Source organism: Methylocystis sp. Se48 (assembly GCF_056269425.1).
Genome location: NZ_CM149850.1, coordinates 3254948 through 3280046, shown reverse-complemented (window position 1 = coordinate 3280046; position 25099 = coordinate 3254948). Strand labels below are relative to the sequence as shown.

The following is a 25099-nucleotide window of genomic DNA, read 5'->3' as shown; positions in this document are numbered from 1 at the left end:
GCCATGTCGTTGGAAGAGAACGATACTTCCGGTAGGGTGGCCGTCGACTCGCAGGAGCGCCCTGGATCTGGAGCAACATTGAAAGCCGTCGGTCTCAATCAGTTTCAAGTCGTCGCGCTCGTCGCCCTTTCGGCGGCGCTGGCGGGGTGCGGCATCACGCCGGCCGCCGGCCCCACGCGCGACGCGATGGTTCAAAGCGTTTATTCTCCCGCAGAGGAAGGCGCGCCGCCGTTCGCCTGGGTGGAAATCAATAGCCAGTCGCTGAACCTGCTCGCCCGCCGCGCCCCGCCGACCCTGCGCGGCTTCTTCGGAGACGGGCGCGCGCCTGCGTCGCAGACTATCGGCGTCGGCGACACGATTCAGATTACGGTGTGGGAGGCGGCCGCCGGCGGCCTCTTTTCCGCTGGCGACGGCGGCAATGTCAGCCCCGGGTCGCGTTCCGCCGCAATCCCGGAGCAGACGGTCGGCCGCGACGGCTCCGTGACCGTTCCCTACGCCGGGCGCATTCAGGTCGCCGGCCGCACGCAGCAGCAGGTCGAGGCCGCGATCGTCGAGCGGCTGCGCGGCAAGGCCATCGAGCCGCAGGCGCTGGTCAACGTCACCCGCAACGTCAGCAACACCGCCACGGTGACCGGCGAGGTCGCCAATGGCGCCCGCGTGCCGCTGTCGCTCCGGGGCGACCGGGTTCTGGACGTCATCGCGGCGGCGGGCGGCTATCGGTCGCCGGTGCACGAGACCTTCATTAGCCTGACCCGAGGCAACCGGACCGCCCGCGCGCCGCTTCAGGCGCTGCTCTCCAGTCCGAGCGAAAATATTTTCGTGCGGCCGGGCGACATTCTGACGGTCGAGAGCCGTCCGCAAACCTTCACGGTCGCGGGCGCGACGGGAAACAACACTGTCGTGCCCTTCGACGCCCGCGGCATCACCCTCGAGGAGGCGATCGGCAAGGCGGGCGGCCTCGAAGACAACCGCGCCGATCCGGATGGCGTCTTTATCTTCAGATATGAGCCCGTTTCGCTGGTGCGCGATTTTCCCAACGTCGCGCCCAGTCTGCTGACGCAGCAGCTTGTGCCAGTCGCCTATCATTTGAACATGCGGGATCCGACGGCCCTCTTCGCGGCGCGGCGATTCCCGATCTATGACAAGGACATCCTTTACGTCGCCAATTCGCCGCTGGCGGATATCGGCAAAGTGATGCAGGTCGTCCAGACGATCTCGCAGCCCGCCTCTCAGGCGGTCGTTTACTCTCGCTTCCTGAGGCGATGACCATGCGCGGATTTTGCCATAATGCTGCCAGGAGTGGCCTTTAATGCTTGACCCACGTTGTGAACTTGGGCACAGTCCTTGCACTTCTCGTCAGCGTGATCTTTTTGGGTCGGCCTCCGAACGGACTCACCGTCTAGTCGGGTTCCGTGGCGCGGATGATCGCTGGTTTCTTTTTGATGCGTTGTTCCAGGAGGGGCGTCGTGGCCAACGTAAGAATTAACGATAGTTTGCTTGCGATCGCCGAACGCGCCGCTCTGGCCGCTCTGGTTCGCCGGCTTCCGTCTTCCGTATCGCCAGACCACTTGACGGCGATCGGTCTGGTCGGGGCTCTGCTCACCTGCGTCGGCTTCATGTCGTGTTGGTGGTCGAACTGGTGCCTCGTCGCCGTCGTGTCGGGCTTGTTCCTGAACTGGTTCGGCGATTCTCTGGACGGAACGCTTGCCCGCTACCGCAAGATCGAGCGCCCCCACTATGGCTATTTCGTCGATCACTCCGCCGATCTCATCGCGCAGACGCTGATCGTCATCGGCCTCGGCTTCTCGCCCTTCTTCACGATCCCCTCGGCGCTGCTGGTTCTGTCGCTCTATCTTCTGATGAGCTCCTACACCTATCTTCGCGTTGTGACGGAGAGCGTGCATCGCCTGTCCTACGGCGGCATGGGAGCGACGGAATTTCGCATTCTCGTCGCCAGCTGGGCGCTTTTTGCGGCCTGGGTCGGCCCCGCCATCACCTCGGGACACATTCTTTCGTTCGTCGGGCTCGACGTGGTGATCGGCTTGCTGTCCGCCTTCACCTTCGGCGCCTTTGTCATGATCGTGAAAAACGATCTGGCGCGCTTGCAGCGCGAAGAGAAAATCGCCGCCCGGAAAAAGGAAGTAGAATCAGCGGAGCGTCCGAACGCCGCCGTGTTCGATCTTGCCGAGCCGGTCCTCGCCGAGCGGCCGGCGCAGTAAGAAATCTGTCTTCAGGCCGACTTCCCGTTCTCCCTGACTTGCGTCGGCGTTGTAGAAACCGCTTCGCTCGCATTCGTCAGCCGCGCGCCTTAATGTCGAACGACTTGAAAAAACGGCGTAGAGAGAGCGCCGTCGTCTTCGACTCATGGTGACGCTTGAAAGATATGGACCCCGACGATCTGACCTTGGTTACGGGCGCGAGCGGCTTTATCGGCGGCGCGGTCGTTCGGCGGTTGCTCAACCAGGGGCGCCGGGTTCGCGTCCTTGTCCGCTCTTCTAGCCCGCGCGACAACATCCCGCCGGCATGTGAAATCGCCGAGGGCGACGTCACCGATCGCGACAGCGTCCGCCGCGCCATGCGGGGCGTGCGCCGCCTGTTCCATCTCGCCGCCAATTATCGCCTCTGGGCGCCGGATCCCGAACCCGTCCTGCGCGCCAATGTCGGCGGCGCCGAAATCGTGATGCAGGAGGCGTTGCGCGCCGGCGTCGAGCGGATCGTTCACACCAGCAGCGTGGCGACGCTTGCCGTGGAAAACGGCGGCGTCTGCACGGAAATCAGCCGTCTTTCGCCGGAACGGGCCATCGGCGCCTACAAGCGCAGCAAAATTCTCTCTGAGCGCCTCGTCGAGGCGATGATCGAAAAGGAGGGGCTTCCGGCGGTCATCGTCTGCCCCTCTGCGCCGCTCGGCCCGGGCGATCTCAAACCGACGCCAACTGGCCGAATCGTTTCGGAAGCGCTGCGCGGCCGCATGCCCGCCTATGTCGACACTGGCCTGAACATCGTACACGTCGACGACGTCGCGGCGGGCCACCTCGCCGCGATGACGCGGGGCGTCATCGGGGAGCGCTATATTCTCGGCGGCGAAAACCTGACTCTCTGCGGTTTGCTGACCGAGATTTCGAGCTTCACCGGCCGTCGCGGACCGCTGTTCAAACTGCCCTATCGTCCCCTGATGCCGCTCGCCTATGTCAATGAATGGGGCGCCCGACTGATGGGCTACGAGCCTTTCCTGCATCGTGAAAGCCTGCGTCTCTCGCAGACGCGCATGTTCTTCGACGACGGCAAGGCGCGCGCGGCGCTTGGTTACGAGACGCGGCCGGCCCGGCTCGCCATTCAGGATTCGGTCCGCTGGTTCCGCGATCCCGATGCGCGGAAGAATTGGGCGCGCAATATTCAGGTTCCGGGATGAGCCGGCTGCGACGCCGCGCGGCGACCGCCCTTCTTTTTCTCACGCCGGCTTCCGTCTGTCATGCCGGCGAGGCGCCAAGCGGCTTCAATTTCTGCGCGCCCCCGTTGCGGCCCGCCTGCATCGACGCGCTGGACGCTGACGAGGCGGCATGCGACCGGGACGTCCAGAGTTTCATTTCCACGGTCTTCAAATACCGGGAATGTCTCGGAAAAGAGACGGAGCGCGCGGTTCGCGAGGCCAATGACGCGCTGGAGGCGTGGAAATGCCGGACGGGGAAATTGCAGTGCCGGTGAAGCGGCCCGTCGTCTACGACGTCACGCGCCTCGTCACCCGCGCGCTCAATCCGTCCCCGAACGGCATCGACCGGGTCGACTTCGCGCTCGCCCGCCATTTTCTCGGCGCGGGCGCGACGCCGCTCATCTGCACGGCGCTCGGCCCCCGCCTCTCGGAACGGCGCAAGGCGCTGGCGACGATCGAATCGATCGAGGCCTACTGGCGCGAAGACTCGGACGCCGGACAGGACGCCGTCTATCGCGTCCTCGCCGCAAAGCTGACCTCGGCCCCGGATGCGACGACCGACCACGCCCGGGTGCTGCGCAACCCTGGCCTGGAGCGCATCGCGCGCAACTGGCGGGCGATGCGGGACTGGGCTTTTCATCTCGGCCGCCCGCTCTCGGAGGTTCCGCAGGGCGCCATTTACTTCAACGGCACGCAGTTCCTTCTCGATCGCCCGTGGTATGTGCGCTGGCTCGACGAAAGGCCCGACGTGAAGGCGGTCTCTTTCGTCTATGATCTGCTCCCAGTCGATTTTCCCGAATTCTTCCGTCCCGTCGAGGCGACGTTGCATCCCCGGCGCAATCGCAATATTTGCCGCTTCGCGGCCGGAGTCGTGGTCAGCGCCCGGGACGTCGCGGCCCGTTTCGAACGTTTCGCGGCGGAGAACGGGCGAGCCTCCATCCCGATCTGCGTCGCCCGGCTGCCCGTGTCGCCCGTCTTCGAAACACACTGCGAGGCGCCGCCGGAACTTGCCGGAGCGGCTTATTTCGTCGTGTGCGGCACGATCGAGCCGCGCAAGAATCACCTGCTGCTGATGAATGTGTGGCGCGAGCTCGCCAAAAGCGGCGCGCCGCCGAAACTCGTCGTCGTCGGCAAGCGCGGCTGGCTCAATGAGAATGTCGTCGACATGATGACGCGCTGCCCCGCGCTGCGCGCCCATGTGATCGAGGCGGGCGGCCTGTCGACGCCGGGGCTGCGTCGATTGATGGCCGGCGCCCGCGCGCTGCTGATGCCCTCCTTCGGGGAAGGGTTCGGCCTGCCGGTCGCGGAGGCGCTGATCGCGGGCGCGCCCGTCGTCGCTTCCGACCTGCCGGTGTTTCGGGAAGTGGGCGGGCACGCGCCGGATTATCTCGATCCGCTCGACGGGCTCGGCTGGCTGCAAGCCGTCCGGGACTACGCCGCGCCCGACTCCCCGCGTCGCGCAGCTGCGCTCGCGCGCCTGAGCGACGCCGGCATCGCGAACGATCCGGCTGGCTTTTTTGCTGCGATCGACCGTTTTCTCGAGACGCTCTGACTCAATAGCCGGTCATTTCGAGATAGCCTTCGCCCCGCTGCGAGCCGGAGAACGCGACCGGCCCCTCCCAATAGGCGAAGGTCGAGCCGTTCCAGGCGCCCGGATTGAGCGGCGCGGTCGTGACGTCGAAGCCCCGGCTCTTCACGCGCACGCGCCAGCGCGTCGGCAGGGCGCGCGCGCCGATCGCCGTCCGCTCGAGCGGCTCCAGCGCGATGTCGTCGGCGGAGAGCAGGCGCGTCGATCCATCCGCGGCGATCCAGTTGCCGGAGAGATAGTCGCGCGCGCCGCGCAGGCGGAAGAGCATGAGTTTTTCGCCGCCCGAAAGATGCAGCGAGAACCAGTCCCAGCCTTTCTGATCCGGCGCGAGCGGCTGGCTGCTCCATTCGCGGTCCATCCAGGCGCGGCCCGCGACGCGAATCTCGCGGCCCCGGATCTCGAGCGTCCCCTCCACCGTGAAAAAGGGCTGGCTGTAGTAATGCGAGGACTGGCCCGTCTCCGCCTTGCGGCTGAATCCGTCCTCGCCTTGCAAAACGAAGGGCGCGGCGCGCGACAGCTCCAGCGCAAAGGAAAAGCGCGGGTCGCGCGCGTTTACGCGGGCGCTTGTGAAGGCTTCGTCCGCCGCCTCGAACGTCCAGTCGTCGATATAGGCGCGAAAGCGCGGCGCCGTCTCCACGCCCGCCTGGCCAACGCCGCCGCGGGCCATGGTCTGCGCGAAGAAATGTTCGCCCGCCGTCGTTGCGGCCGCATGCGCCATCCAGACATTGCGGTCGTCCCACCCCTCGCCCGCGCGCGGCTCCAGCGCATGACGGAAGAGCGTCCATTGCACGCCATAAATCGCGCCGTCCGCGCCATGGAGATTGGCGGTCAGATACCACCATTCGGTGCGAAAGCGCGGATGCGCGCCGTGATCTTTCGGGAAGACGATGGGCGTTCCCGGTTTCGGCGCCTCGAAGCCCGGCGCTTCCGAGCCCAGCCCGCCGAACCCCTGCGAGTTCGCGGACGCCGGCAAGAGCGCGGCCAGCAGGGCGAGCAACCTGGACCAAATTCGGCGAATTCGAATTCGCCGAATTTGGTCTGGCTTCCGATTCTGCCGCGCGTTCGGACGGAAAACCGCGCACACTTTTCCTGAACGCGCTCTAGCGTTCATTGGCGAAGACCCTGAGCAGTTCCGACGGCGCGCTGCGCGCGAGCCGCAGCGCCGGAACGACCGCGGCGAGCAGTGCGGCGGCGAGCGCCACAACGAAGACCTGAGCCCAGTGCAACGGGAAGACGCGCATCGGCAGGCGCCAGCCGAAGGCGACGACATTGACGATGTCGACGAGCCCCCATGTCATGAAGACGCCGAGCGGAATGGCGAGGAGCGCCGCCCCTGCGGAGAAAAGAACGATGCGCAGCAGTTCGAGCCCCGCGAGGCGCCGTCGCGTGACGCCCAGCGCCCAGACCGGCGCGACCTGCGCGAGACGCAGATTGCTCAGCGTCAGCAGGCTCGCGAACAGCGCGACGCCGGAGACGATGAGCGTCAGCGTGTCGAGCGCGGCGGTCACGGTGAAGGTCCGCTCGAAAATCCCGATCGAGATTTGTTTCACCTCGGCGTTGTCGATAAGGCGCGCGATTTTGGCGCCGAAGCGGTCGCGCATGGCCGCCATCACGCGCGCGACGTCGCCGGGGGCGACGCGAAGACTGTAATGCACGCCGGAAGCGTCGGCGAAACGTCTGGCGAGTTGCGCGTGATCTAGACGCAACTGCCCTTTCGGATTGCCGTAATCGGGGAAGACGCCGACGATTTTCACGCGCCAATTGTCCCTGGACGTGGGAATTTCGAGCGTCTCCCCGACCCCGACCTTCAGCCGTCGCGCCAGTTGCTCGCTGACGAGGACGGCGTCTTCCTCCGCGATCGCCCGCCAGGCGTCCGCGCCCCCCTCGAGAAGCGGGAAATGCGCGGAATAGGTTTCATGCGGCGTCATGCCGACGATCTCGACCGGCCAGTCCGAAAGCCGCGTCTTCGCGCGCCAGACGGGAAGGATCGCGGCGATTCCAGTCTGGCGCCTCGCCCAGTCCTCGATATCCTGTGCGTCCTTCGGCGTCGCGGCTTCGTAATAGACTTCAGCGACGAGCCGCTGGTCGAGCCAGCCGAGGAAGGCGCGCCGGAATCCTTCCACCATGCCGCCGACGCCGATGTTGGTCGCGAGGGCGAGGAGCAGCGCCATCAGCGCGAGCGACAGTCCCGCGATTTCCTGCCGGCCGTCGGCGAAGAACCAGCGCGCGAGCGGGCGCCGGGCGAGGCTCTCGCCGATTCGCAGCAGGGCGGCGAGCGCGACGGGCAGCAGCATCGCCGCGCCGAGGAGCGCGAGGGCGATGACCATGAAGCCGGTCACGAGCCCGTCGGCCGCGCGATAGGCGAGGGCCGCGCCGATAAAGGCGAGCGCCGCGAAGGCCGCCTGGCGGCGCAGATGCCGATGATGCGCCTCGCGCCAGGCAATGGGCCGCGCAACGGACAGAACGGGAAGCCGCAGCGTTTTGGCGAGCCCGCCGAAGGCGCCGAGCAGGGCGCCTCCGCCCGCCATGGCGAACCCAGAAAGCCACCAGCGCGCATCGAGCGCGAGCGCCCGCGACACCTGCGCGCCATAGAGCCCTTCGAGACTCGCCGCCACGTCCGGCAGCAGCGCCGCGGCGACGACATAGCCGCCGGCGACGCCGAGGCCGCCGGCGAGAATGGTGAAGATCAGAAGCTCCACGCCGAGCGCGGCGGCGAGCGCGCGGGCGGAAACGCCCAGCGCCCGCAGCGTGCGCACCATCGGCAGCCGTTGCTCGAAAGCGAGGCCGAAAGAGGCGTTGACGATGAAGAAGCCGACGAGAAAGGCGAGCAGGCTGAAGGCGGTGAGATTAAGGTGGAAACTGTCGGTCAGGCGCGACAGATCGCTCTCCTCGTCGGGCTCGACGATGCGCAGCGCGTCGCCCGCGACGGCGGCGAGCGCCGCGGCCTCTATGCGCGTTTCGTCCGCGACGATGAGCCGCGACAGGCGCAGCGGCCTGTCGAGCGCCTTTTGCGCGACGCCGATATCGACCACGATCGCGCCCGGCGGCGCCTCGTCGAGCGCGACGAGAGGCGGCAGGATGAAACCGCGCTCCGTCGTCGCGCGCGCGCCTTCCGCGAGCCCGAGGTCGCGAAGCGTCCGCGGCGACGCGAATCCGCGCCCCTCGCCCGTGAGAATTGTCGTCGCCTCCTTCGTGTCGCGCAGCGGCGCGAGGGTCGTCGCGGCCGGCAGCGTCAGCGGTTCGACGCCGATGAGGCGTATGTTCTTCTCGCCGATGCGCACGCCGCCTTCGAGCGCGGGCGAGACCTTCACGCCCGCCCGCCGCAGCCGCGCGAACAAATCCTGCGGGAACAGCCCGCCGCGCGCGGCGACGAGATTTTGTGCGCCGCCGCCCGAAAAAACGGCCGCCGCGCTGTCGTAGCTCTTGCGCGCCTGTGCGTTCAGCGCCTGCACGCCGCTCCACAGCGCCGTGGCGATGGCGAGGCCGAGAACCAGCGTTGCGAGATTGGCGGGATGGCGCCGCCAGTGGCTCGCGAGGGCGAGGAAAGCGAAGCTGGTCTCTCTCATGACGGCGCCAGCGTCCCGGCGGCCAGCGTTTCGCGCCGTTGCAGCCGCGCCGCGAGCCGCGCGCTGTGCGTGACCATCAAGAAGGCGCAGCCGCTTTCGGCGACGAGATCGAGCGTGAGGTCGAGGACGGCGTCGCCCGCCGCCTCATCGAGATTGCCGGTGGGCTCGTCTGCGAGCAGAAGCTTCGGCCGCACGGCGAGCGCGCGGCCCACGGCGACGCGCTGCTGCTGGCCGCCGGACAATTGCTCGGGATAGCGAGAGACGAGCCGTTCGAGCCCCAGGCGACGCGTGAGCCGCTCCTGCCAGACGGGATCGCAGCGGCCGGCGAGCCGCGCCTGAAAGGAGAGATTCTCGGCCACGGTGAGGCTGGCGATGAGATTGAACTGCTGGAAGACGACGCCGATCTTCTCGCGCCGCAACGCCGCGCGCGCATGTTCGGAGAGCCGCGCGACGTCGACGCCGTCGAACAGGATTTCCCCGCCGTCGGCGCGATCGAGCGCGCCGACGAGATGCAAAAGCGTGCTCTTGCCGCTGCCCGACTCGCCCATCAGCGCGAGCGTCTCGCCCGAGTCCAGCGCAAGAGTCGCCCCGCGCAGCACAGGCAAGGGCCCTTGCGGCGTTGCGTAGGTTTTGCGCAGATCGACGACGCGCAACAGCGGCGGGGGCGACGGCGGCGCAGGCGCGCCCGCGTCGCCGCGGACGAGAGGGGCGTTCAAAGGCGGCCTTTTCCTCGATATGCATCATGTCGCCGGAGCGGCGTGCCGCAACATATAGGAGATCGCCGCCTTCCGTGCGCGTCGCGTTTGCGACAAAGTCCGCGCCCCGCCCGCCAGCGTTTTATCCGGCCGTCTCTGCGAGGGCCTCGATGACCGGCCAGCCGACGGCGCCCGACGGATCGACGCGGGCGAGGATGCTAAGGCAATCGTCCGCCGCGGCGTGGTCGCCGCGCTTCAGCTCGATGAAACACAGCGCCTTGACCGTGTAGAGCGCGAACCGCGCCGGTCCCTCCGCCTGCGACTGGCCGGGCGGCCAGCGCGCCGGCTCCGGCGGCCAGCCCGCCTGCCGCGCGGCCTCCCTCATCCCGTCCAGCGCCGCCGCTTTGGCGACCTCCAGATTTCCCATGTAAGTGTGAATCTTGAAGAGGCAGTAGTAGGCGGCGAGCGCTTCCGGCGCGAGGTCCAGCGCCTGTCGGAACAGACGGTCCGCGCGCATTTTGTCGGTCCGGTAGGCGACGACGCCCTGCTGGAGCAATGTGTCGACCGGGCCGGGCAGGACGCCGAAATCGACGCCTTCGGCTTGGCGAAAAATATCCATGGCTGCTGCAATCCAAAAAAGCGTTTCCCCGTTTCGGCCGTCGCAAACAAGGCGCCAGCAATTGGGCGAAAAGCGCATAAACTCGAGCGGAGCCAGCGATGCGGCGCCGCCCGCGTCTTGCCGCCGCCGACGTCGCTTCCCATGTCAAGTTTTCGTCAACGAACGCCGCGCCGAATGGACCTCGTCCTCGCAACGCCGCAGGGTCTTTACTGCCCGGCGGGAGATTTTCACATCGACCCCTGGCGCCCCGTCGCGCGGGCGGTGATCACGCACGGCCATTCCGATCACGCGCGCTGGGGCTCTCAGGCCTATCTCTGCCAGGAAGACTGCGCGCCGATCCTGCGCAAGCGATTGGGCGACGTCACGATCGAGACGCTCGATTACGGCCGGCGGCTCGACATCGGCGGCGTCTCCGTCTCGCTGCATCCTGCGGGCCATGTGCTCGGATCGGCGCAGGTGCGGCTCGAGCATGGGGGAGAGGTCTGGGTCGTCTCCGGCGACTACAAGATCGAGCCGGACGGCGTCTGCGCGCCCTTCGAGCCCGTCCGTTGCGACACATTCGTCACCGAGTCGACATTCGGCCTACCGGTCTATCGCTGGCGTCCGCAGGCGGAGATCATGGCGGAGGCCAATGGCTGGTGGCGGGACAACTCGGCGGCGGGGCGCGCGAGCGTCGTCTTCGCCTATGGCCTCGGCAAGGCGCAGCGCCTGCTGAAGTGGATCGACGCCGCGATCGGTCCCGTCTATTGCCACGGCGCGATCGAGCCGGTGAACGAAATCTATCGCGCGCGGGGCGTCGCCCTGCCGCAGACGCGGCGCGTGTCGGAAGCGGCGGGGAGGGACGCCTTCGCCGGCGCGCTCGTCATCGCGCCGCCCTCCGCCGAGGGAACTCCCTGGATGCGGCGGTTCGGAGAATATTCTGACGCTTTTGCGAGCGGCTGGATGCAGATTCGCGGCAATCGGCGCCGGCGCGGCGTCGATCGCGGCTTCGCCCTCTCGGATCACGCCGACTGGCCGGGCCTTCTCGACGCGATCCGCGCGACCGGCGCCGCGCGCGTCTACGCCACCCACGGCTCAGCCGGCGTTCTGACGCGCTACCTGCGCGCATGCGGCCTCGACGCGCGCGCCATGGACACCGAATATGGCGGGGAGGAGAATGACGCCGCGCCGGACGCGCCGGAAACGCCGTGAGGAGCTTCGCCGCCCTCTATCGCGATCTCGACGCTGCGACCGCCGTCAGGCGCAAGCGGGAGGCGCTCGTCCGCTATCTGCGCGCGGCGACGGCCAATCCCGCGCGCCACGCGAGCGCCGCTTGGGCCGTCTATTTTCTCGCCGGCGGCAAGCCGCGCCAGCTCGCGCCGACGAAACTCCTGCGCCGTCTGGCGCTCGAGGAAACGCAACTTCCCGAATGGCTGTTCGAGGAATGCCGCCAGACCGTGGGCGACCTCGCCGAGACGCTGGCGTTGCTGCTGCCGGCCGGCGGCGAAACCGAGGATCTGACGCTCGACGCCTGGATGCGCGAGCGTCTGCTGCCGCTGCGTCTGGCGCCGGAGGAGGAGAAATGCGCCCGGCTGCGCGACTGGACGCGCGCCCTGCCGCAGCCGCAGCGGCTGATCTTCTTCAAGCTCATCACAGGCGCCTTGCGCGTCGGCGTCTCGCGCCTGCAAGCGACTCAGGCGCTCGCGGAGGCGGCGGGCGTCGACGCGGGGCGCATGGCGCGGCGCATGATGGGCTATGCGCAGTCGGGACGCAGTCCGACCGCGGCGGATTTCGCCGCGCTGATCGCGCCGCCGAGCGCCGATGAAGACGCGGCCTTCGCGGAAGGGCGCCCCTATCCCTTCTATCTCGCGCATCCTTTTCAGCGGCCCGTCGCGGAAATGGCCGACGCGCTCGGGCCGGTGGGGAACTGGATCGTCGAATGGAAATTCGACGGAATCCGCGCGCAATATGTCCAGCGCGCCGGGCAATGGAGCCTGTGGTCGCGCGGCGAGGAGCTCGTCACGGACACCTATCCGGAGTTCGGCGACCTGCCGTCCTGGCTTCCCGACGGCCTCGCGCTCGACGGCGAACTGGTCGTGCTGCGCGCGGACGGCGCGCGCGCGCCCGACGATCTGTCGGGCCTGCAGCCCTTCGCGCTGTTGCAGCGGAGATTGGGCCGCAAGCTTGTCGGCGCGAAGATGCGGCGCGATTTTCCGGTCGTTTTCATCGCGTACGACATGCTGGAAAAAGACGGCCGCGACATGCGGGGCGCGCTGCAAATCGAACGGCGACGCGCGATGGAGACGCTCATCGCCGCCGCCATGTCCCGCGCGCGCGATTTCGGCGTCGCGCTGCCGCTGCGTGTCAGTCCGCTGCTCGCGGCGCCGGACTGGCGGGCGCTTGACGAGACGCGCGAGGCGGCGCGCGCGCTCGGCGTCGAGGGCATGATGCTGAAGGCGCGGGACGGCGCCTATGGCGTCGGACGGCGCAAGGGCTCCGACCGCGACAACGTCTGGTGGAAATGGAAACTCGATCCGATGAGCGTCGACGCCGTGCTCGTCTATGCGCAGCGCGGCCACGGGCGGCGCTCCGGGGTCTACAGCGATTACACCTTCGCAGTGTGGAGCGATCCGCCCGAGACGCCTTCGCGGTCGCTCGTTCCCTTCGCCAAAGCCTATTCAGGGCTGACTGACGACGAAATGCGCGCGGTGGACGCCGTCATCCGCAAAACGACGGCGCAAACCTTCGGCCCGGTGCGCAGCGTGACGCCCACCCTCGTTTTCGAACTCGGCTTCGAAGGCATTGCGGAGAGCAAGCGCCACAAGAGCGGCGTCGCGGTGCGGTTTCCGCGCATGTTGCGCTGGCGGCGCGACAAGCCGGTCGCGGAAGCCGACACTCTGCAGTCCTTGCGGAACCTGCTGCCGGGGCGCCATGGCTGAAGAGAGCGACGCCATCGCGCGATGGTTCGCGGCAAAGGGCTGGCGGCCCTTCGACTTTCAGGAGGACGTCTGGGCGCGCATGTCGGCGGGCGAGAGCGGCCTGCTGCACGCCACGACCGGAGCCGGCAAGACGCTCGCCGTCGCCTTCGGCGCCTGGCGGGCGCTGCGCGGCGCGGCGCCGAAGGGGCTCATGGTTCTGTGGGTGACGCCGATGCGCGCGCTCGCCGCCGACACGGCGCGCGCGCTGACCGAAGCGCTCGCGGGCCTAGCGGCGCTGGACCCTGACGCCCGCCAATGGACGCTGGGGCTGCGCACCGGCGACACCTCGTCGAGCCAGCGCGCGTCGCAGAGCCGTAAGCCGCCATCCGTTCTCGTGACGACGCCCGAGAGCCTGTCGCTGCTGCTCTCGCGCGAGAATGCGCGGGATTACTTTTCCGATCTTCGTTGCGTGGTCGTCGACGAATGGCACGAATTGCTGGGTTCCAAGCGCGGCGTGCAGACGCAGCTTGCGCTCGCGCGCCTGCGCCGCTGGCGGCCCGGCCTCATGACCTGGGGCATGTCCGCGACGCTCGGCGATCTCGCCGGGGCGAAACGCGCGCTGCTCGGCCCCAGGGGCGCGGGCGCGCTGGTCGAGGCGCGCATGGAGAAGCGGCTCGTCGTCGACACGCTCATTCCGGAGGCGCCGGAGCGCTTCCCCTGGGCGGGGCGTCTCGGGATCAGAATGGCGCCGCAGGTCGTCGCGGAAATCGAGGCGCATCGAAGCACGTTGCTCTTCACCAACACGCGCTCGCAGGCCGAGCTGTGGCGCCGGGAGCTTCTGCGCCTGCGTCCCGACTGGGCGGATGTCGTCACGCTCCATCACGGCTCGCTCGCGCAGGAGGAGCGCGACGCGGTCGAACGCGGACTGAAGGAGGGCGCGCTCAAGGCGGTCGTCTGCACGTCGAGCCTCGATCTCGGCGTCGATTTCCTCCCCGTGGAGCGCGTGTTGCAGATCGGCTCGCCCAAGGGCGTCGCGCGGCTTCTCCAGCGCGCCGGGCGCAGCGGCCATGCGCCGGGCCGCGTCTCGCGCGTCACGCTCGTGCCGAGCCACAGTCTCGAACTCGTGGAATCGGCGGCGGCGCAGAGCGCGATCCGCAACGGGCGGATCGAAAGCCGCGCCTCGCCCATCGCGCCAATGGATGTTCTGGCGCAGCATCTCGTGACGGTGGGGCTCGGCGGCGGCTTCACCCCCGACGCGCTTCTCGCGGAGGCGCGCGACACCGTCGCCTATGAAAATCTTTCCGACGAAAACTGGCGCTGGTGCCTCGACTTCGTGCGGCGGGGCGGGCCGACGCTCGAGGCCTATCCCGATTATCGCCGCGTCGCGCCGGGGCCGGACGGCGTCTGGCGCGTCACCGACAAGCGCCTCGCGCTCCGCCATCGCCTCAACATCGGCGCCATCGTCGGCGACGCCAGCGTCATGGTGCAATATTTCCCGCGCGGGCGGAAGCTCGGGACCATCGAAGAAAGCTTCGTCGCGCGCATGAAGCCAGGCGACAAATTCTGGTTCGCGGGCCGCTTGCTGGAGCTCGTCTCCGTGCGCGATCTCACCGCTTTCGTGAAGAAAGGCGCGGGCGACGGGGCGACCCCGCGCTGGATGGGCGGGCGCATGCCGCTGTCCACCACTCTCGCGGACGAAATGGTCGAGATGCTGGCGCGCGCGGCGGCGGGCGATTTCCCGACGCCGGAGCTGCGCGCCGCGCAACCGCTGCTGGAGCTCCAGCAGCGCTGGTCAGCCCTGCCGACGTCGCGCACGCTTCTCGCCGAGACGCTGAAATCGCGCGAGGGGTGGCATCTCTTTCTTTATCCCTTCGCGGGCCGCAACGCGCACCTCGGACTCGCGAGCCTGCTTGCCTGGCGGGCGGCGCGGATCGCGCCGGGAACCTTTTCGATCGCCGTGAACGACTATGGCTTCGAGCTTCTCAGCGGCGCGCCGCGCGACTGGGCGCGCGATCTGCCGCGCCTGATCGAGGCGCGCAGTCTCGACGCGATTCGCGAGGAGGCGCGCGAGAGCCTCAACGCCGGAGAGCTGGCGCGGCGCCGCTTCAGGGACATTGCGCAAATCGCGGGACTCGTGGTCAACGGCTATCCGGGCGAACGCAAGAGCGCGCGCCAATTGCAGGCCTCGGCGAGCCTGTTCTACGACGTCTTTCGCAAGTTCGATCCCGGAAACGGCCTCCTCGAACAGGCCGAGCGGGAGCTTCTCGAGGATGAACTCGACGTGGGCAGATTGTACGAGGCGCTTTTGCGCATGAACGCGCGCCGGCTCGACCGCATCGCCTTGAAGCGCTGCTCGCCGCTCGCCTTTCCGCTGATCGCGGAGCGTTTCCGCGAAAGCCTCAGCACAGAAAGCTTCAATGCGCGCATCGCGCGCATGCTGGCGCAACTCGAATCCGCCGCCGGCGCATGACCGCTGGCGCCGCGTTTCACGATCATCGCGGCCTCACGCTGCTCCCGCAGCGCGCGGTCTGGCAGGCCGCGACGCGCACGCTCTGGATCGCCGATCCGCATTTCGGCAAGGCGGCGAGCTTTCGCGCGCTCGGGCAGCCGGTTCCGCGCGGCACGACGCAGGCCAGTCTCGCGCGTCTCGGCGCGCTCATCGATGCGCAGGGGGCGCGCCGGCTCGTCGTGCTCGGCGATTTTCTCCATGCGCGGAGCGGACGCGCGCCCGCGCTCTTTCGCGCCTTGCGGGACTGGCGCGCCGCGCGCGTGGACCTGGCGTGCGTAGTCGTGCGCGGCAATCACGACGCCCATGCGGGCGACCCGCCCGCCGACTGCGGCTTCGCGAGCGTCGACGAACCCTTCGCGCTGGAAGGCGTCGAAGGCTGGCACGACGCCAAGCCGTGCGACGAGGGCGACGGCCCGACGATTCTCTCCGGCCATATCCATCCTGTGGCGCGGCTGACGGGGCCGGGGCGCGACAGGCTGCGGCTTCCCTGCTTTTGCCTGCGGGGGCGGGAGATCGTGCTGCCGTCCTTCGGCGAATTCACCGGCGGACATCCAGTCGATCCGCGCGACTGGCGCGAACTCGTCGTGACGACTGGAACGGCGCTCTTTCCGATCCGGCGGCCGCCCCGATGATTTTGCGCGGCGGAGCGAAACGGCTATGAACGCGCGCTGGACGTCAAGGAGTCTCGCGCGACGTGAACCGGGAAGTCGACGACAATCAGGAGCCGCATGGCCTTGCGGCGGGGCTTTATCTTCTGTGCGCCGTCGCGCTCGCTTTTCCGTGGCTCTCCGGCCGGGTGACGATCCCGTGGGACGCCAAGGCGCATTTCCTGCCGCAATTCGCCTTTCTGGCCCATGCGCTGCATTCCGGCCAGTCGCCCTTCTGGACGCCCAACGTCTTTGCGGGCATGCCGCAGATCGCGGATCCGCAGTCGCTGATCTTCGCGCCCTTTTTCCTCGCCGCCGCGGCGCTCGCGCCCGAGCCTTCCTTCGCGCTCGAGGATGCGATCGTCTTCGCCATGCTGGCGATGGGCGGGCTGGCGCTGATGGCCTATGTTCGCGACCGGAGCTGGAGCGCCGCGGGCGCCTTCGTCGCGGCGCTCGCCTTCTCCTTCGGCGGGTCGGCGGCCTGGCGCATCCAGCATACGGGGCAGGTGATGAGCTTCGCCTGGCTGCCTGTGACCCTGTGGCTGCTGGCGCGCGCGCTCGATCGCGGCTCCGTCGCCTATGGCGCGGCGGCGGGCGCGGTTGCCGCCTTTCTCGTGCTCGGGCGCGATCAGGTCGCCTACCTGGGCGTGCTCATGCTGGCCGCCTATGCGCTCTATCGGGTCGCGACCGACGACGCGCCCGCCGTTGCGGCCGTCGCGCCGCTCCTCGCCGGGGCCGTCGTCGGCGCGGCGATCATCGCCGTTCCACTCGCCTTCACCCTGGAGCTCGCCGCCAACTCCAACCGGCCGGAGATCGATCTCGACGGCGCGCACAAGGGCTCGCTCCCGCCAGCCTCCTTCCTGACCCTGATCTCGGCGAATCTGTTCGGCACGGATGGGCCGCTGAAGGATTTCTGGGGGCCGCCGGTCGGCGAGCCGGACCTTTTCCTCGCCCGCAACATGACGGACGTTTACGCTGGCGCGGTTCCCGTCGTCGCGCTGCTCGCCGCCATGGGGCGGCGCTTTCTCGCGGGCAGGGAGGCGCGTTTCTTCGCGGCGGCCGCGGTCTTTTTCGCGCTTTACGCGCTCGGCCGCTACACGCCGGCCTTCGCGCTTTTCTACCAAATCCCCGGCGTCGATCTCTGGCGGCGTCCGGCGGACGCGACCTTCCTTTTCGGTTTCGCGCTGGCGGTCCTGTCCGGCTACGGCCTGACCCTCGTCGAGCGGGGCGCGTCGCCGCCGCGGCCTCTGTGGCTCGGAGCCGCCCTCGCGGGCCTCCTCGCCCTCGCCGCCAGCTATGCGCAGATGAAGGGGCGTCTCGCGCAGGCGGCGGCGCCGCTCGCGATCGGCGCCGTCTTTCTGGCGGGCGCCGCGGCGCTCGCGCTCGCCGCCGGCTCCGGCCGGCTTCGGGGGGGCGCGCTGCTCGGCGCGCTTGCGGCGCTGTCGACGGCCGATCTCGCAGTCAACAACGGCCCCAACGAATCGACGGCCCTGCCGCCAGAGCAGTTCGACGTTCTCCGCGCGGATTCGAAAGATGCGATCATCGCCTTTCTGAAGGAGAGACTAAAAGAGACAGCCGCCCCGGACCGGCGCGACCGGGTGGAGCTCGCCGCGATCGACTTCCACTGGCCGAACGCGACGCTGGTTCATGGTCTCGATCACGACCTCGGCTACAATCCGATTCGCCTCAAGCCTTTCGAGGACGCGACCGGCGCGGGCGACCATCTGGCGCTGCCGGAGCAGCGCGAGTTTTCCAAGCTCTATCCGAAATACCGCTCGCCGCTCTCCGACATGCTCGGCCTGCGCTTTGTCGCGACCGGCGTTCCGATCGAGGAGATCGACGAGAATTACCGGCCCGGCGACTTCGCCGAGCTGACCCGCATCGGCAAGGTTCATGTCTATGAGAACAAAAGCGCCTTTCCGCGCGTGATGGTCGCGACTTGCGCCATGCATGTCGATTTCGCGCGGATGGTCGAAACCGGCGACTGGCCGGAGGCGGATTACCGCGAAACGGTTCTGCTGGAGGAGCCGCCGATCTGCCATACGCGCAAGGACGCGCCCGCGGACGCCGCCCGGGCGCGCATCGTCTCTTATGGCAATGCGGCGGTCGCGGTCGAGGCCCATGCGCCGCCCGGCGGGGGCTGGCTCGTGCTCTACGACGTCTTTCACCCGTGGTGGTTCGCGACGCTCGACGGGGAGGAGGCGCCGATCCTGCGCGCCAATGTGCTCTTCCGCGCCGTGGCGATCCCCGAGGGGCGGCATGAGGTGCGGTTTTCTTTCGAGCCGATGCGCGGGCTATTGAGGGAAATCTCGCAGCGGCCGGGTTAGGCGATCTGCGCGTAAACGGCGTCGATCGTCGCGCCGCGGTTGAGTCCCCGGCGAATCGAGATCTCCAGCCCTTCCGCGCGCGCCTCGGCCGCGACCCGCGCGACGATGGCGCGGGCGGCGGCCTCGCTCTCGACGAAGGCGAAGCCGGTCGGTCCCCAGGAGGTCTGGCCGCCGCCTGTCGCGCCCTCGCGCGTCAGCCGGCCGACCGCCGCCTCCACCCGCGCGCTGGCGAAGCGCCGGCCGCCCTGGCGGGGCGCGAAATAGTCGCCGACGATCTCCTGAATCCGCGCCACGGCCGCGCCGAAGGGCGCGAGCGCGCGCTCGGCTAGCGCCGGCAGCGCCTGCATCAGCACGAGGCGGCAGAGCTCGCCGCTCTCCTGCGGGGAGGAAGGCGGCAGGGCGACGAAGGCCTCTTTTTCGTCGCTCCCGTGCAAACCCGTAGCGGCGGGATCGGAAACCAGCAGCACCCGCCAGTCTTCGGGAAATTCGGCTCGGGCGATCACCGGCGGCGTCAGCGTGTCTGGCCCGCGCCCGCCGTCGACGGCGACGCCGCCCGCGGCGAAAAGGCCGGCGCCTAGTCCCGACCGCGCCCCGCGCGACATGATCGCCGCGTCGGCGGCCGAATCATGCGGCAAATCTTCCAGCCGCCGCAGCGCCGTCGCCACCGCGAGGGCGAGCTGTGTGCCGGAGCCGAAGCCGGAATGGGCGGGAATGGCCTCGTGAACGATGAGTTCATGCGTGGAGCCCGGCGCCAGAGCGGCCTGCGCCTTTTCCAGAAGCAGCGTCGCCCGCGCGCTTTCCGGCCCCTCGACGCTGTTCGCGGCGGCGCGGGCCAGAGTCAGCCGCGTCGCTGGCGCGTCGAGCGACAGGCCGATGCCGCCGAACTTGCGCCCGAGGCCGCCGTTCAGGTCCAGAAAACCGAGATGCAGCCGGGCCGTCGCCGCGACGCTCACTTTGGCCGCCATGTCGCTCCCTGTGTCGATCGAACAAGACTTCCCGCCGGTTTAGGCTATATCTGCCTCAGGCGAAAGAAGCCGCGCGCCGATCCGGCCAGGGACCGGACGCGCATGATCTCTGGGGAGTCGAGATGAGCAAGGAAGAAAAAGCCATTCCCGAAAGCGAGGTCGTCGAACGGCTGTCGCGGGAGTTGCCGCACTGGCGTTACGAAAACGGCTGGATTCGCCGCAAATACAAGACTCATAGCTGGAAGGGCACGCTGATGGCGATCAATACGGTCGGCCATCTGGCCGAGGCCGCATGGCACCATCCGGACATCGCCGCCTCCTACGCCTGGGTCGAGGTCAAGCTCATGACCCATACGGCCAAGGGCATTACCGACAAGGACTTCGAACTCGCGAAGAAGATCGAGGAGGTCGTCTGCTGGCGGCCGGGCAAGGAGGGCGGCGCGCTGGAAGGCACGCCCGAAACGGATCAGCGCTTCGCCTACATCAAGTATGACTGAGACGCTTTGCTTCGACCGGCCGGCGATCGCCGTCGCCCGGGACCGATTTTTCGCCGCCGTCCGCCGGGGGCCGGCCATTATGGGCATCGTCAACGTCACGCCGGACTCCTTTTCCGACGGCGGGCTTTTCGCGTCGAAGGAGGCGGCGCTCGCCCAGGCGAAGAAGCTCGTCGCCGAGGGCGCCGACATCGTCGACGTCGGAGCCGAATCGACCCGGCCGGGCCACACGCCGGTTCCGCAGCAGGAGGAATGGGCGAGGCTCGCGCCGCTCCTCGCGGGGCTGGTGAATGAGGCTGGCGCGCCCGTTTCGATCGATACCTACAAGGCGGTCACCGCCCGCCGCGCGCTCTCCGTCGGCGTCGCGGTGGTCAATGACGTATGGGGCCTGCAGCGCGACCCGGACATGGCGCCCGCGATCGCCGAGGCCGGGGCCGGCGCCGTCGTCATGCACAATCGCGAGGCGGCGGATCCGGAAATCGACATCGTCTCGGATATGCTGCGTTTTTTCGAACGTTCGCTGGAAATCGCCCGGCGGGCGGGCGTTTCGCAAGCGCATATCGCCCTTGATCCGGGAATCGGCTTCGGCAAGAGCCGGCGCCAGAATTACGAGGCTTTGCGGGCGACGCCGCGCCTTTCAGAGCTGGGCTTTCCCGTGCTGATCGGGGTTTCCCGCAAATCAATCTTCAAGGATCTGCCGGATGGATCGGTCGAGGGCCGCCTCGTGGGCACGCTGGCGGCGAATCTGATCGCCGCGACGGACGGCGCCCGAATTTTTCGCGTCCACGATGTCGCCGAACATCGGGCGGCGTTTCAGGTTTTCGAGGCGCTGCGGACGGCCGCGGCGGGGGGATAGTCATGCGGGTCGGGTTCGGTCTGGGGAGCAATATCGGCGACAAGCCGTCCAACGTTCGCAGGGCGCTGGCGCTGCTGGAAGAGCGCGAAATCGCAAAACTCACTGCAATTTCTCGGATTTACCGAACGCCGCCGTGGGGCGACCCGGATCAGGGCGATTTCGCCAACGCCTGCGCGATCGGAGAGACCGAACTTTCCCCCTATGAGCTTCTTGCCGCGGTCAAGAAGATCGAGGCCGATATGGGACGCGAGCCGACGCGCCGGTGGGGGCCGCGGCTCATCGACGTCGACATTCTGTTTCTCGGCGACCATACGCTGGACGACCCGGAGCTGACCTTGCCCCACAAGGAGTTGTTCTCCCGGGGATTCGTGCTGTTGCCGCTCGCGGAGATCGCCCCCGATCTCGTTCTCGACGGCGAGTCCGTCGCTCGGGCGCGCGATGCGGTCGATTTGACGGGCGTCAGACCCTGGCAAGAGGGTTGACGGGCCTACCCCCGACGGTTGGTCATAGTGCATTGCAGCATGATCGCCGTTTCCCTGTGTCCGAACGCGCGGAATTTGATCATATATGGATGTTTTACATGCATTATTGCGGTGACTAAAAAGCGCTGGCCAGAAACCGCGTTCAAGCCCATAGGATAGTTTTTTTCCTATCCACTGGGGTTGTTATTACTATTCGATAGACAGTTATTTTCCATTCTTGTGGGTATTGTCATTATGTTGGGGAGGGGGAATGGTTGGGCCACGCTAAACGGGGTCTGCGGTCTGGTCCGGGAGGGTCGGATTGGGGCTTTGTTTAGGCGGCGACGTCGGTGTTCGTCCGATAACAACAAGCGGCTGAACTGGCTTGTTTTGGTTTCTCTGGAATTGATCTGGGGGGGCTGGGACGGGTTGGGGGCTGCGCAAGACAAGGGCGGTAGGGCGGTGGTTTTCGTTTTGAGGACGGGACCTGCCCAACGTTTACGAAAACGAGGACGAAGCAGCTCTGTTCTGGGAGGCGGAGCGATACCGGTCACGCGCATATCCCTGGGAGCACATAGGAGGAGTTGAAATATGAGCTCGACCACTAGCACAGCTACTGGCGTAGCTGCTGGCTCGGAAGCTGTAGTCGATCTGCGTGGGATGTGGATTGGCCTTGCGCTTCTGAACACGTTTTATCTGATCGTTCGCATTTATGAGCAGGTGTTCGGCTGGCGCGCTGGCCTGGACTCTTTTGCTCCGGAATTCCAGACCTACTGGATGTCGATCCTTTGGACCGAGATTCCTCTGGAGCTGGTTTCTGGTCTGGCTCTTGCGGGCTATCTGTGGAAGACGCGCGACCGCAACGTCGACGCGGTGACGCCGCGCGAAGAGATGCGCCGTCTGGTTGTTCTGGTTCAGTGGCTTGTCGTTTACGGCATCGCCATTTACTGGGGCGCGTCGTTCTTCACGGAGCAGGACGGCACGTGGCACATGACGGTTATCCGTGACACGGACTTCACGCCGTCGCACATCATCGAGTTCTACATGAGCTACCCGATTTATTCGGTGATCGCGGTTGGGGCGTTCTTCTATGCGAAGACCCGCATTCCGTATTTTGCTCATGGCTACTCGCTGGCGTTCCTGATCGTCGCGATTGGCCCGTTCATGATCATCCCGAACGTTGGCCTGAACGAGTGGGGCCACACCTTCTGGTTTATGGAAGAGCTGTTCGTCGCTCCGCTGCATTGGGGCTTCGTGTTCTTCGGCTGGATGGCGCTGGGCGTGTTCGGCGTCGTTCTTCAGATCCTGATGCGCATTCATGCGCTGATCGGCAAGGAAGGCGTCGCCCTCCTCACCGAGTAAGGTTGGATGACCCGCTCGCGCCTTCGGGCGCGAGCGGAAGTCTGAGCGCGGGATTTTTTCTTAACGGACATGGGCGCGGGTTTCATCTGGCTGCCTGAGGCGGCTGGGGAGGTTTCGTCTGTGTCGAGATCCGGGGTTGAGCCCTGGGTTGGAGAACGGGAAGGTTTCGCGGCGCTTCGCCGAGAGGCGCAGCGTGAGGAAAGGCCGGCCGGCGGGATGCGTTCCGACGTCCGGGGCCAATTTCGGGGCCTATGAGGGACCCGGGTTTGGCGGCAACAAGAAATCTCGGGGCTGCGAGGCGCTCGAGAAACACCAAGGAGAAGAGTGATGTCACAATCGAAAAGCGGGGGGGCGGTCGGTCCGTTCAACTCCGTCGCCGAGGCGGCGGGTTGCGTTCAGTCGGTCGACTGGATGCTTCTTGTTCTGCTGTTTTTCGCCGTTCTGGGCGGTTACCACGTCCACTTCATGCTGACGGCGGGCGACTGGGACTTCTGGATTGACTGGAAGGATCGCCGTATGTGGCCGACGGTCGTGCCGATTCTGGGCGTGACCTTCTGCGCGGCGTCGCAGGCTTTCTGGTGGGTTAACTTCCGCCTTCCGTTTGGCGCCGTTTTCGCGGCTCTGGGCCTTCTGATCGGCGAGTGGATCAACCGCTACGTCAACTTCTGGGGCTGGACCTATTTCCCGATCAGCCTGGTGTTCCCGTCCGCTCTGATCGTTCCGGCGATCTGGCTCGACGTGATCCTGCTTCTGTCGGGTTCCTATGTGATCACGGCGGTTGTCGGTTCGCTGGGCTGGGGTCTGCTGTTCTATCCGAACAACTGGCCGGCGATCGCCGCCTTCCACCAGGCGACGGAGCAGCATGGTCAGCTGATGACCCTGGCCGATCTGATTGGCTTCCACTTCGTCCGCACGTCGATGCCGGAATACATCCGCATGGTCGAGCGCGGCACGCTGCGCACGTTCGGTAAGGACGTTGTGCCGGTTGCGGCGTTCTTCTCGGGCTTCGTCTCGATGATGGTGTATTTCCTCTGGTGGTTCATGGGCCGCTGGTATTCGACGACGAAGGTCATCGACACCATCTGATGCGGGTTTCGGCCGGGGGTTCGCGAGGCCGGTCGGCCGAACCTGACAAGCAAGACGCAGGGCGGATTTGGTTGGATCGCCGATTTGGCCTTTCTCTTTGCGGATGAAAAAGCGGCTGGCGCGCGAGGCGCCGGCCGGAAGAGGAACCTGGGAGGTTTGTTCATGAAAAAGCTAGTCAAGCTCGCCGCCATTGGCGCGGCGGCTGCTGTTGCGGCGACGCTGGGAGCTGTCGCTCCGGCCTCGGCGCACGGCGAGAAGTCGCAGCAGGCGTTCCTTCGCATGCGCACGCTGAACTGGTATGACGTCGCGTGGTCGAAGACGACGGTGAACGTCAACGAGGAAATGGTTCTGTCCGGCAAGGTCCACGTGTTCTCGGCGTGGCCGCAGGCTGTTGCGAACCCGCGCGTTTCGTTCCTGAACGCCGGCGAGCCCGGCCCGGTTCTGGTTCGCACGGCGCAGTTCATCGGGGAGCAGTTCGCTCCGCGTTCTGTTTCGCTGGAGATCGGCAAGGACTACGCGTTCTCGATCAACCTGCGGGGCCGTCGCGCCGGCCGTTGGCACGTTCACGCTCAGATCAACGTCGAAGGCGGCGGTCCGATCATCGGCCCGGGCCAGTGGATTGAGATCAAGGGCGACATGAAGGACTTCACCGACCCGGTGACGCTCCTCGACGGTTCGACGGTTGACCTCGAGAACTACGGCATCTCGCGCGTTTACGCGTGGCATCTGCCGTGGATGGCGATTGGCGCGGCTTGGATCCTGTTCTGGTTTGTCCGGAAGGGCATCATCGCGTCGTATATCCGCGTTGCGGAAGGCAAGCCGGACGCCGTGATTGGCGACGACGACCGCCGCATTGGCGCGATCGTTCTGGCTCTGACGATCCTCGCGACGATCGTTGGTTACGCCGTGACGAACTCGACCTTCCCGCGCACGATCCCGCTTCAGGCTGGCTTGCAGAAGCCGCTGACGCCGATCGAGACGGAAGGCACGGCGGGCGTGGGCAAGGAGCAGGTGACGACCGAACTGAACGGCGGCGTCTACAAGGTTCCGGGCCGCGAGCTGACGATCAACGTGAAGGTCAAGAACGGCACGTCGCAGCCGGTTCGCCTCGGCGAATATACGGCGGCTGGCCTGCGCTTCCTGAACCCGTCGGTGTTCACCACGAAGCCTGACTTCCCGGATTACCTGCTTGCCGACCGCGGTCTGTCGAACGACGACACGATCGCCCCTGGCGAGTCGAAGGAAATCGTCGTGAAGATCCAGGACGCGCGTTGGGACATCGAGCGTCTGTCGGACCTGGCTTACGACACCGACAGCCAGATCGGCGGCCTGCTGTTCTTCTTCACGCCGGACGGCAAGCGCTTCGCGGCTGAAATCGGCGGCCCGGTGATTCCGAAGTTCGTCGCCGGCGACATGCCCTAAGCGAAACTCAATCGCCAACTAAATATGCCCGGCCGGATGAAAATCCGGCCGGAGCTTTTTTGGGGGGGGTGAACCGTTCGGGCCAACGCGCCACAGAATATTTTTGAGCTCGCCTCACATTGCCCTTACAAAACGAGATGGACGCTTCCATCAACACGTTGTGACTGTCGACGGCGTC

Annotated in this window: 21 protein-coding genes; 16 read left to right on the top strand and 5 right to left on the bottom strand. The window is 67.0% G+C overall.

The features are described 5' to 3' along the window. Window positions 1-78 precede the first annotated feature (78 nt). The 5 genes from ACV959_RS15880 (at window position 79) to ACV959_RS15860 (ending at window position 4979) form a co-directional block, all read left to right on the top strand. Entirely contained in the window at window positions 79-1266 is a 1188-nt protein-coding gene (locus ACV959_RS15880) for a polysaccharide biosynthesis/export family protein (RefSeq protein WP_475737530.1), read from the top strand. Window positions 1267-1466: 200 nt separating this feature from the next. Beyond that, on the top strand, window positions 1467-2219 hold the full coding sequence (locus ACV959_RS15875) for a CDP-alcohol phosphatidyltransferase family protein (RefSeq protein WP_475737529.1): 753 nt from the start codon (window positions 1467-1469) through the stop codon (window positions 2217-2219). A 164-nt stretch (window positions 2220-2383) separates the two neighbouring features. Continuing rightward, window positions 2384-3409 (top strand): hopanoid-associated sugar epimerase, encoded by a 1026-nt coding sequence (gene hpnA / locus ACV959_RS15870; RefSeq protein ID WP_475737528.1) that lies wholly within the window; start codon window positions 2384-2386, stop codon window positions 3407-3409. Then, window positions 3406-3702, top strand: coding sequence for a hypothetical protein (locus tag ACV959_RS15865; RefSeq protein WP_475737527.1), 297 nt, complete (start codon window positions 3406-3408; stop codon window positions 3700-3702). The genes hpnA and ACV959_RS15865 overlap by 4 nt, the downstream gene beginning before the upstream one ends. After that, entirely contained in the window at window positions 3672-4979 is a 1308-nt protein-coding gene (locus ACV959_RS15860) for a glycosyltransferase family 4 protein (protein WP_475737526.1), read from the top strand. Before ACV959_RS15865 ends, ACV959_RS15860 begins: the two co-directional genes overlap by 31 nt. Window position 4980: 1 nt before the next feature. Here the strand turns inward: ACV959_RS15860 and ACV959_RS15855 are convergent, their stop codons facing one another. The 4 genes from ACV959_RS15855 to ACV959_RS15840 form a co-directional block, all read right to left on the bottom strand. Next, a complete protein-coding gene (locus ACV959_RS15855; protein ID WP_475737525.1) occupies window positions 4981-6012 on the bottom strand; it encodes a lipocalin-like domain-containing protein in 1032 nt (343 codons plus the stop codon). Window positions 6013-6115: 103 nt separating this feature from the next. Continuing rightward, entirely contained in the window at window positions 6116-8581 is a 2466-nt protein-coding gene (locus ACV959_RS15850) for an ABC transporter permease (protein ID WP_475737524.1), read from the bottom strand. Next, complete coding sequence (locus tag ACV959_RS15845; RefSeq protein WP_475737523.1) at window positions 8578-9297, bottom strand: ABC transporter ATP-binding protein; 720 nt, start codon at window positions 9295-9297, stop codon at window positions 8578-8580. Before ACV959_RS15845 ends, ACV959_RS15850 begins: the two co-directional genes overlap by 4 nt. A 121-nt stretch (window positions 9298-9418) precedes the next feature. After that, window positions 9419-9895, bottom strand: coding sequence for a hypothetical protein (locus ACV959_RS15840; protein WP_475737522.1), 477 nt, complete (start codon window positions 9893-9895; stop codon window positions 9419-9421). A gap of 174 nt (window positions 9896-10069) precedes the next feature. On the opposite strand from ACV959_RS15840, the gene ACV959_RS15835 reads away from it, so the two are divergent. From ACV959_RS15835 to ACV959_RS15815, 5 genes are all read left to right on the top strand, one after another. Then, window positions 10070-11086, top strand: a complete 1017-nt coding sequence (locus ACV959_RS15835) for a ligase-associated DNA damage response exonuclease (protein ID WP_475737521.1) — start codon at window positions 10070-10072, stop codon at window positions 11084-11086. After that, window positions 11083-12813 carry an ATP-dependent DNA ligase gene (locus ACV959_RS15830; protein WP_475737520.1) on the top strand — a complete coding sequence of 577 codons (1731 nt, stop codon included), beginning with the start codon at window positions 11083-11085 and terminating at the stop codon, window positions 12811-12813. The genes ACV959_RS15835 and ACV959_RS15830 overlap by 4 nt, the downstream gene beginning before the upstream one ends. After that, entirely contained in the window at window positions 12806-15262 is a 2457-nt protein-coding gene (locus tag ACV959_RS15825; RefSeq protein WP_475737519.1) for a ligase-associated DNA damage response DEXH box helicase, read from the top strand. The genes ACV959_RS15830 and ACV959_RS15825 overlap by 8 nt, the downstream gene beginning before the upstream one ends. Beyond that, the gene (gene pdeM / locus ACV959_RS15820) at window positions 15259-15933 is read left to right on the top strand and encodes a ligase-associated DNA damage response endonuclease PdeM (RefSeq protein ID WP_475737518.1); all 675 of its coding nucleotides are present in this window, start codon (window positions 15259-15261) and stop codon (window positions 15931-15933) included. The genes ACV959_RS15825 and pdeM overlap by 4 nt, the downstream gene beginning before the upstream one ends. Window positions 15934-15995: 62 nt before the next feature. Then, window positions 15996-18275 carry a hypothetical protein gene (locus ACV959_RS15815; RefSeq protein WP_475737517.1) on the top strand — a complete coding sequence of 760 codons (2280 nt, stop codon included), beginning with the start codon at window positions 15996-15998 and terminating at the stop codon, window positions 18273-18275. On the opposite strand, the gene ACV959_RS15810 is transcribed toward ACV959_RS15815, so the two are convergent. Beyond that, complete coding sequence (locus ACV959_RS15810) at window positions 18272-19240, bottom strand: beta-ribofuranosylaminobenzene 5'-phosphate synthase family protein (RefSeq protein WP_475737516.1); 969 nt, start codon at window positions 19238-19240, stop codon at window positions 18272-18274. The two genes, ACV959_RS15815 and ACV959_RS15810, sit on opposite strands and share 4 nt — an antisense overlap. Before the next feature lie 122 nt (window positions 19241-19362). Here ACV959_RS15810 and ACV959_RS15805 point away from each other — a divergent pair, with 122 nt between their 5' ends. From ACV959_RS15805 to amoB, 6 genes are all read left to right on the top strand, one after another. Continuing rightward, window positions 19363-19737: a 4a-hydroxytetrahydrobiopterin dehydratase gene (locus ACV959_RS15805; protein ID WP_475737515.1), complete on the top strand. Its 375-nt coding sequence runs from the start codon at window positions 19363-19365 to the stop codon at window positions 19735-19737. After that, window positions 19730-20590 (top strand): dihydropteroate synthase, encoded by an 861-nt coding sequence (gene folP, locus ACV959_RS15800; RefSeq protein WP_475737514.1) that lies wholly within the window; start codon window positions 19730-19732, stop codon window positions 20588-20590. Before ACV959_RS15805 ends, folP begins: the two co-directional genes overlap by 8 nt. Before the next feature lie 2 nt (window positions 20591-20592). After that, the gene (folK, locus tag ACV959_RS15795; protein ID WP_475737513.1) at window positions 20593-21072 is read left to right on the top strand and encodes a 2-amino-4-hydroxy-6-hydroxymethyldihydropteridine diphosphokinase; all 480 of its coding nucleotides are present in this window, start codon (window positions 20593-20595) and stop codon (window positions 21070-21072) included. 570 nt (window positions 21073-21642) lie between these two features. Beyond that, window positions 21643-22413, top strand: coding sequence for a bacterial ammonia monooxygenase, subunit AmoC (gene amoC, locus ACV959_RS15790; RefSeq protein WP_475737512.1), 771 nt, complete (start codon window positions 21643-21645; stop codon window positions 22411-22413). 327 nt (window positions 22414-22740) lie between these two features. After that, complete coding sequence (gene amoA, locus ACV959_RS15785) at window positions 22741-23499, top strand: bacterial ammonia monooxygenase, subunit AmoA (RefSeq protein ID WP_475737511.1); 759 nt, start codon at window positions 22741-22743, stop codon at window positions 23497-23499. A 162-nt stretch (window positions 23500-23661) separates the two neighbouring features. Then, window positions 23662-24921 carry a bacterial ammonia monooxygenase, subunit AmoB gene (gene amoB / locus ACV959_RS15780; RefSeq protein WP_475737510.1) on the top strand — a complete coding sequence of 420 codons (1260 nt, stop codon included), beginning with the start codon at window positions 23662-23664 and terminating at the stop codon, window positions 24919-24921. The last annotated feature ends 178 nt before the right edge of the window (window positions 24922-25099 follow it).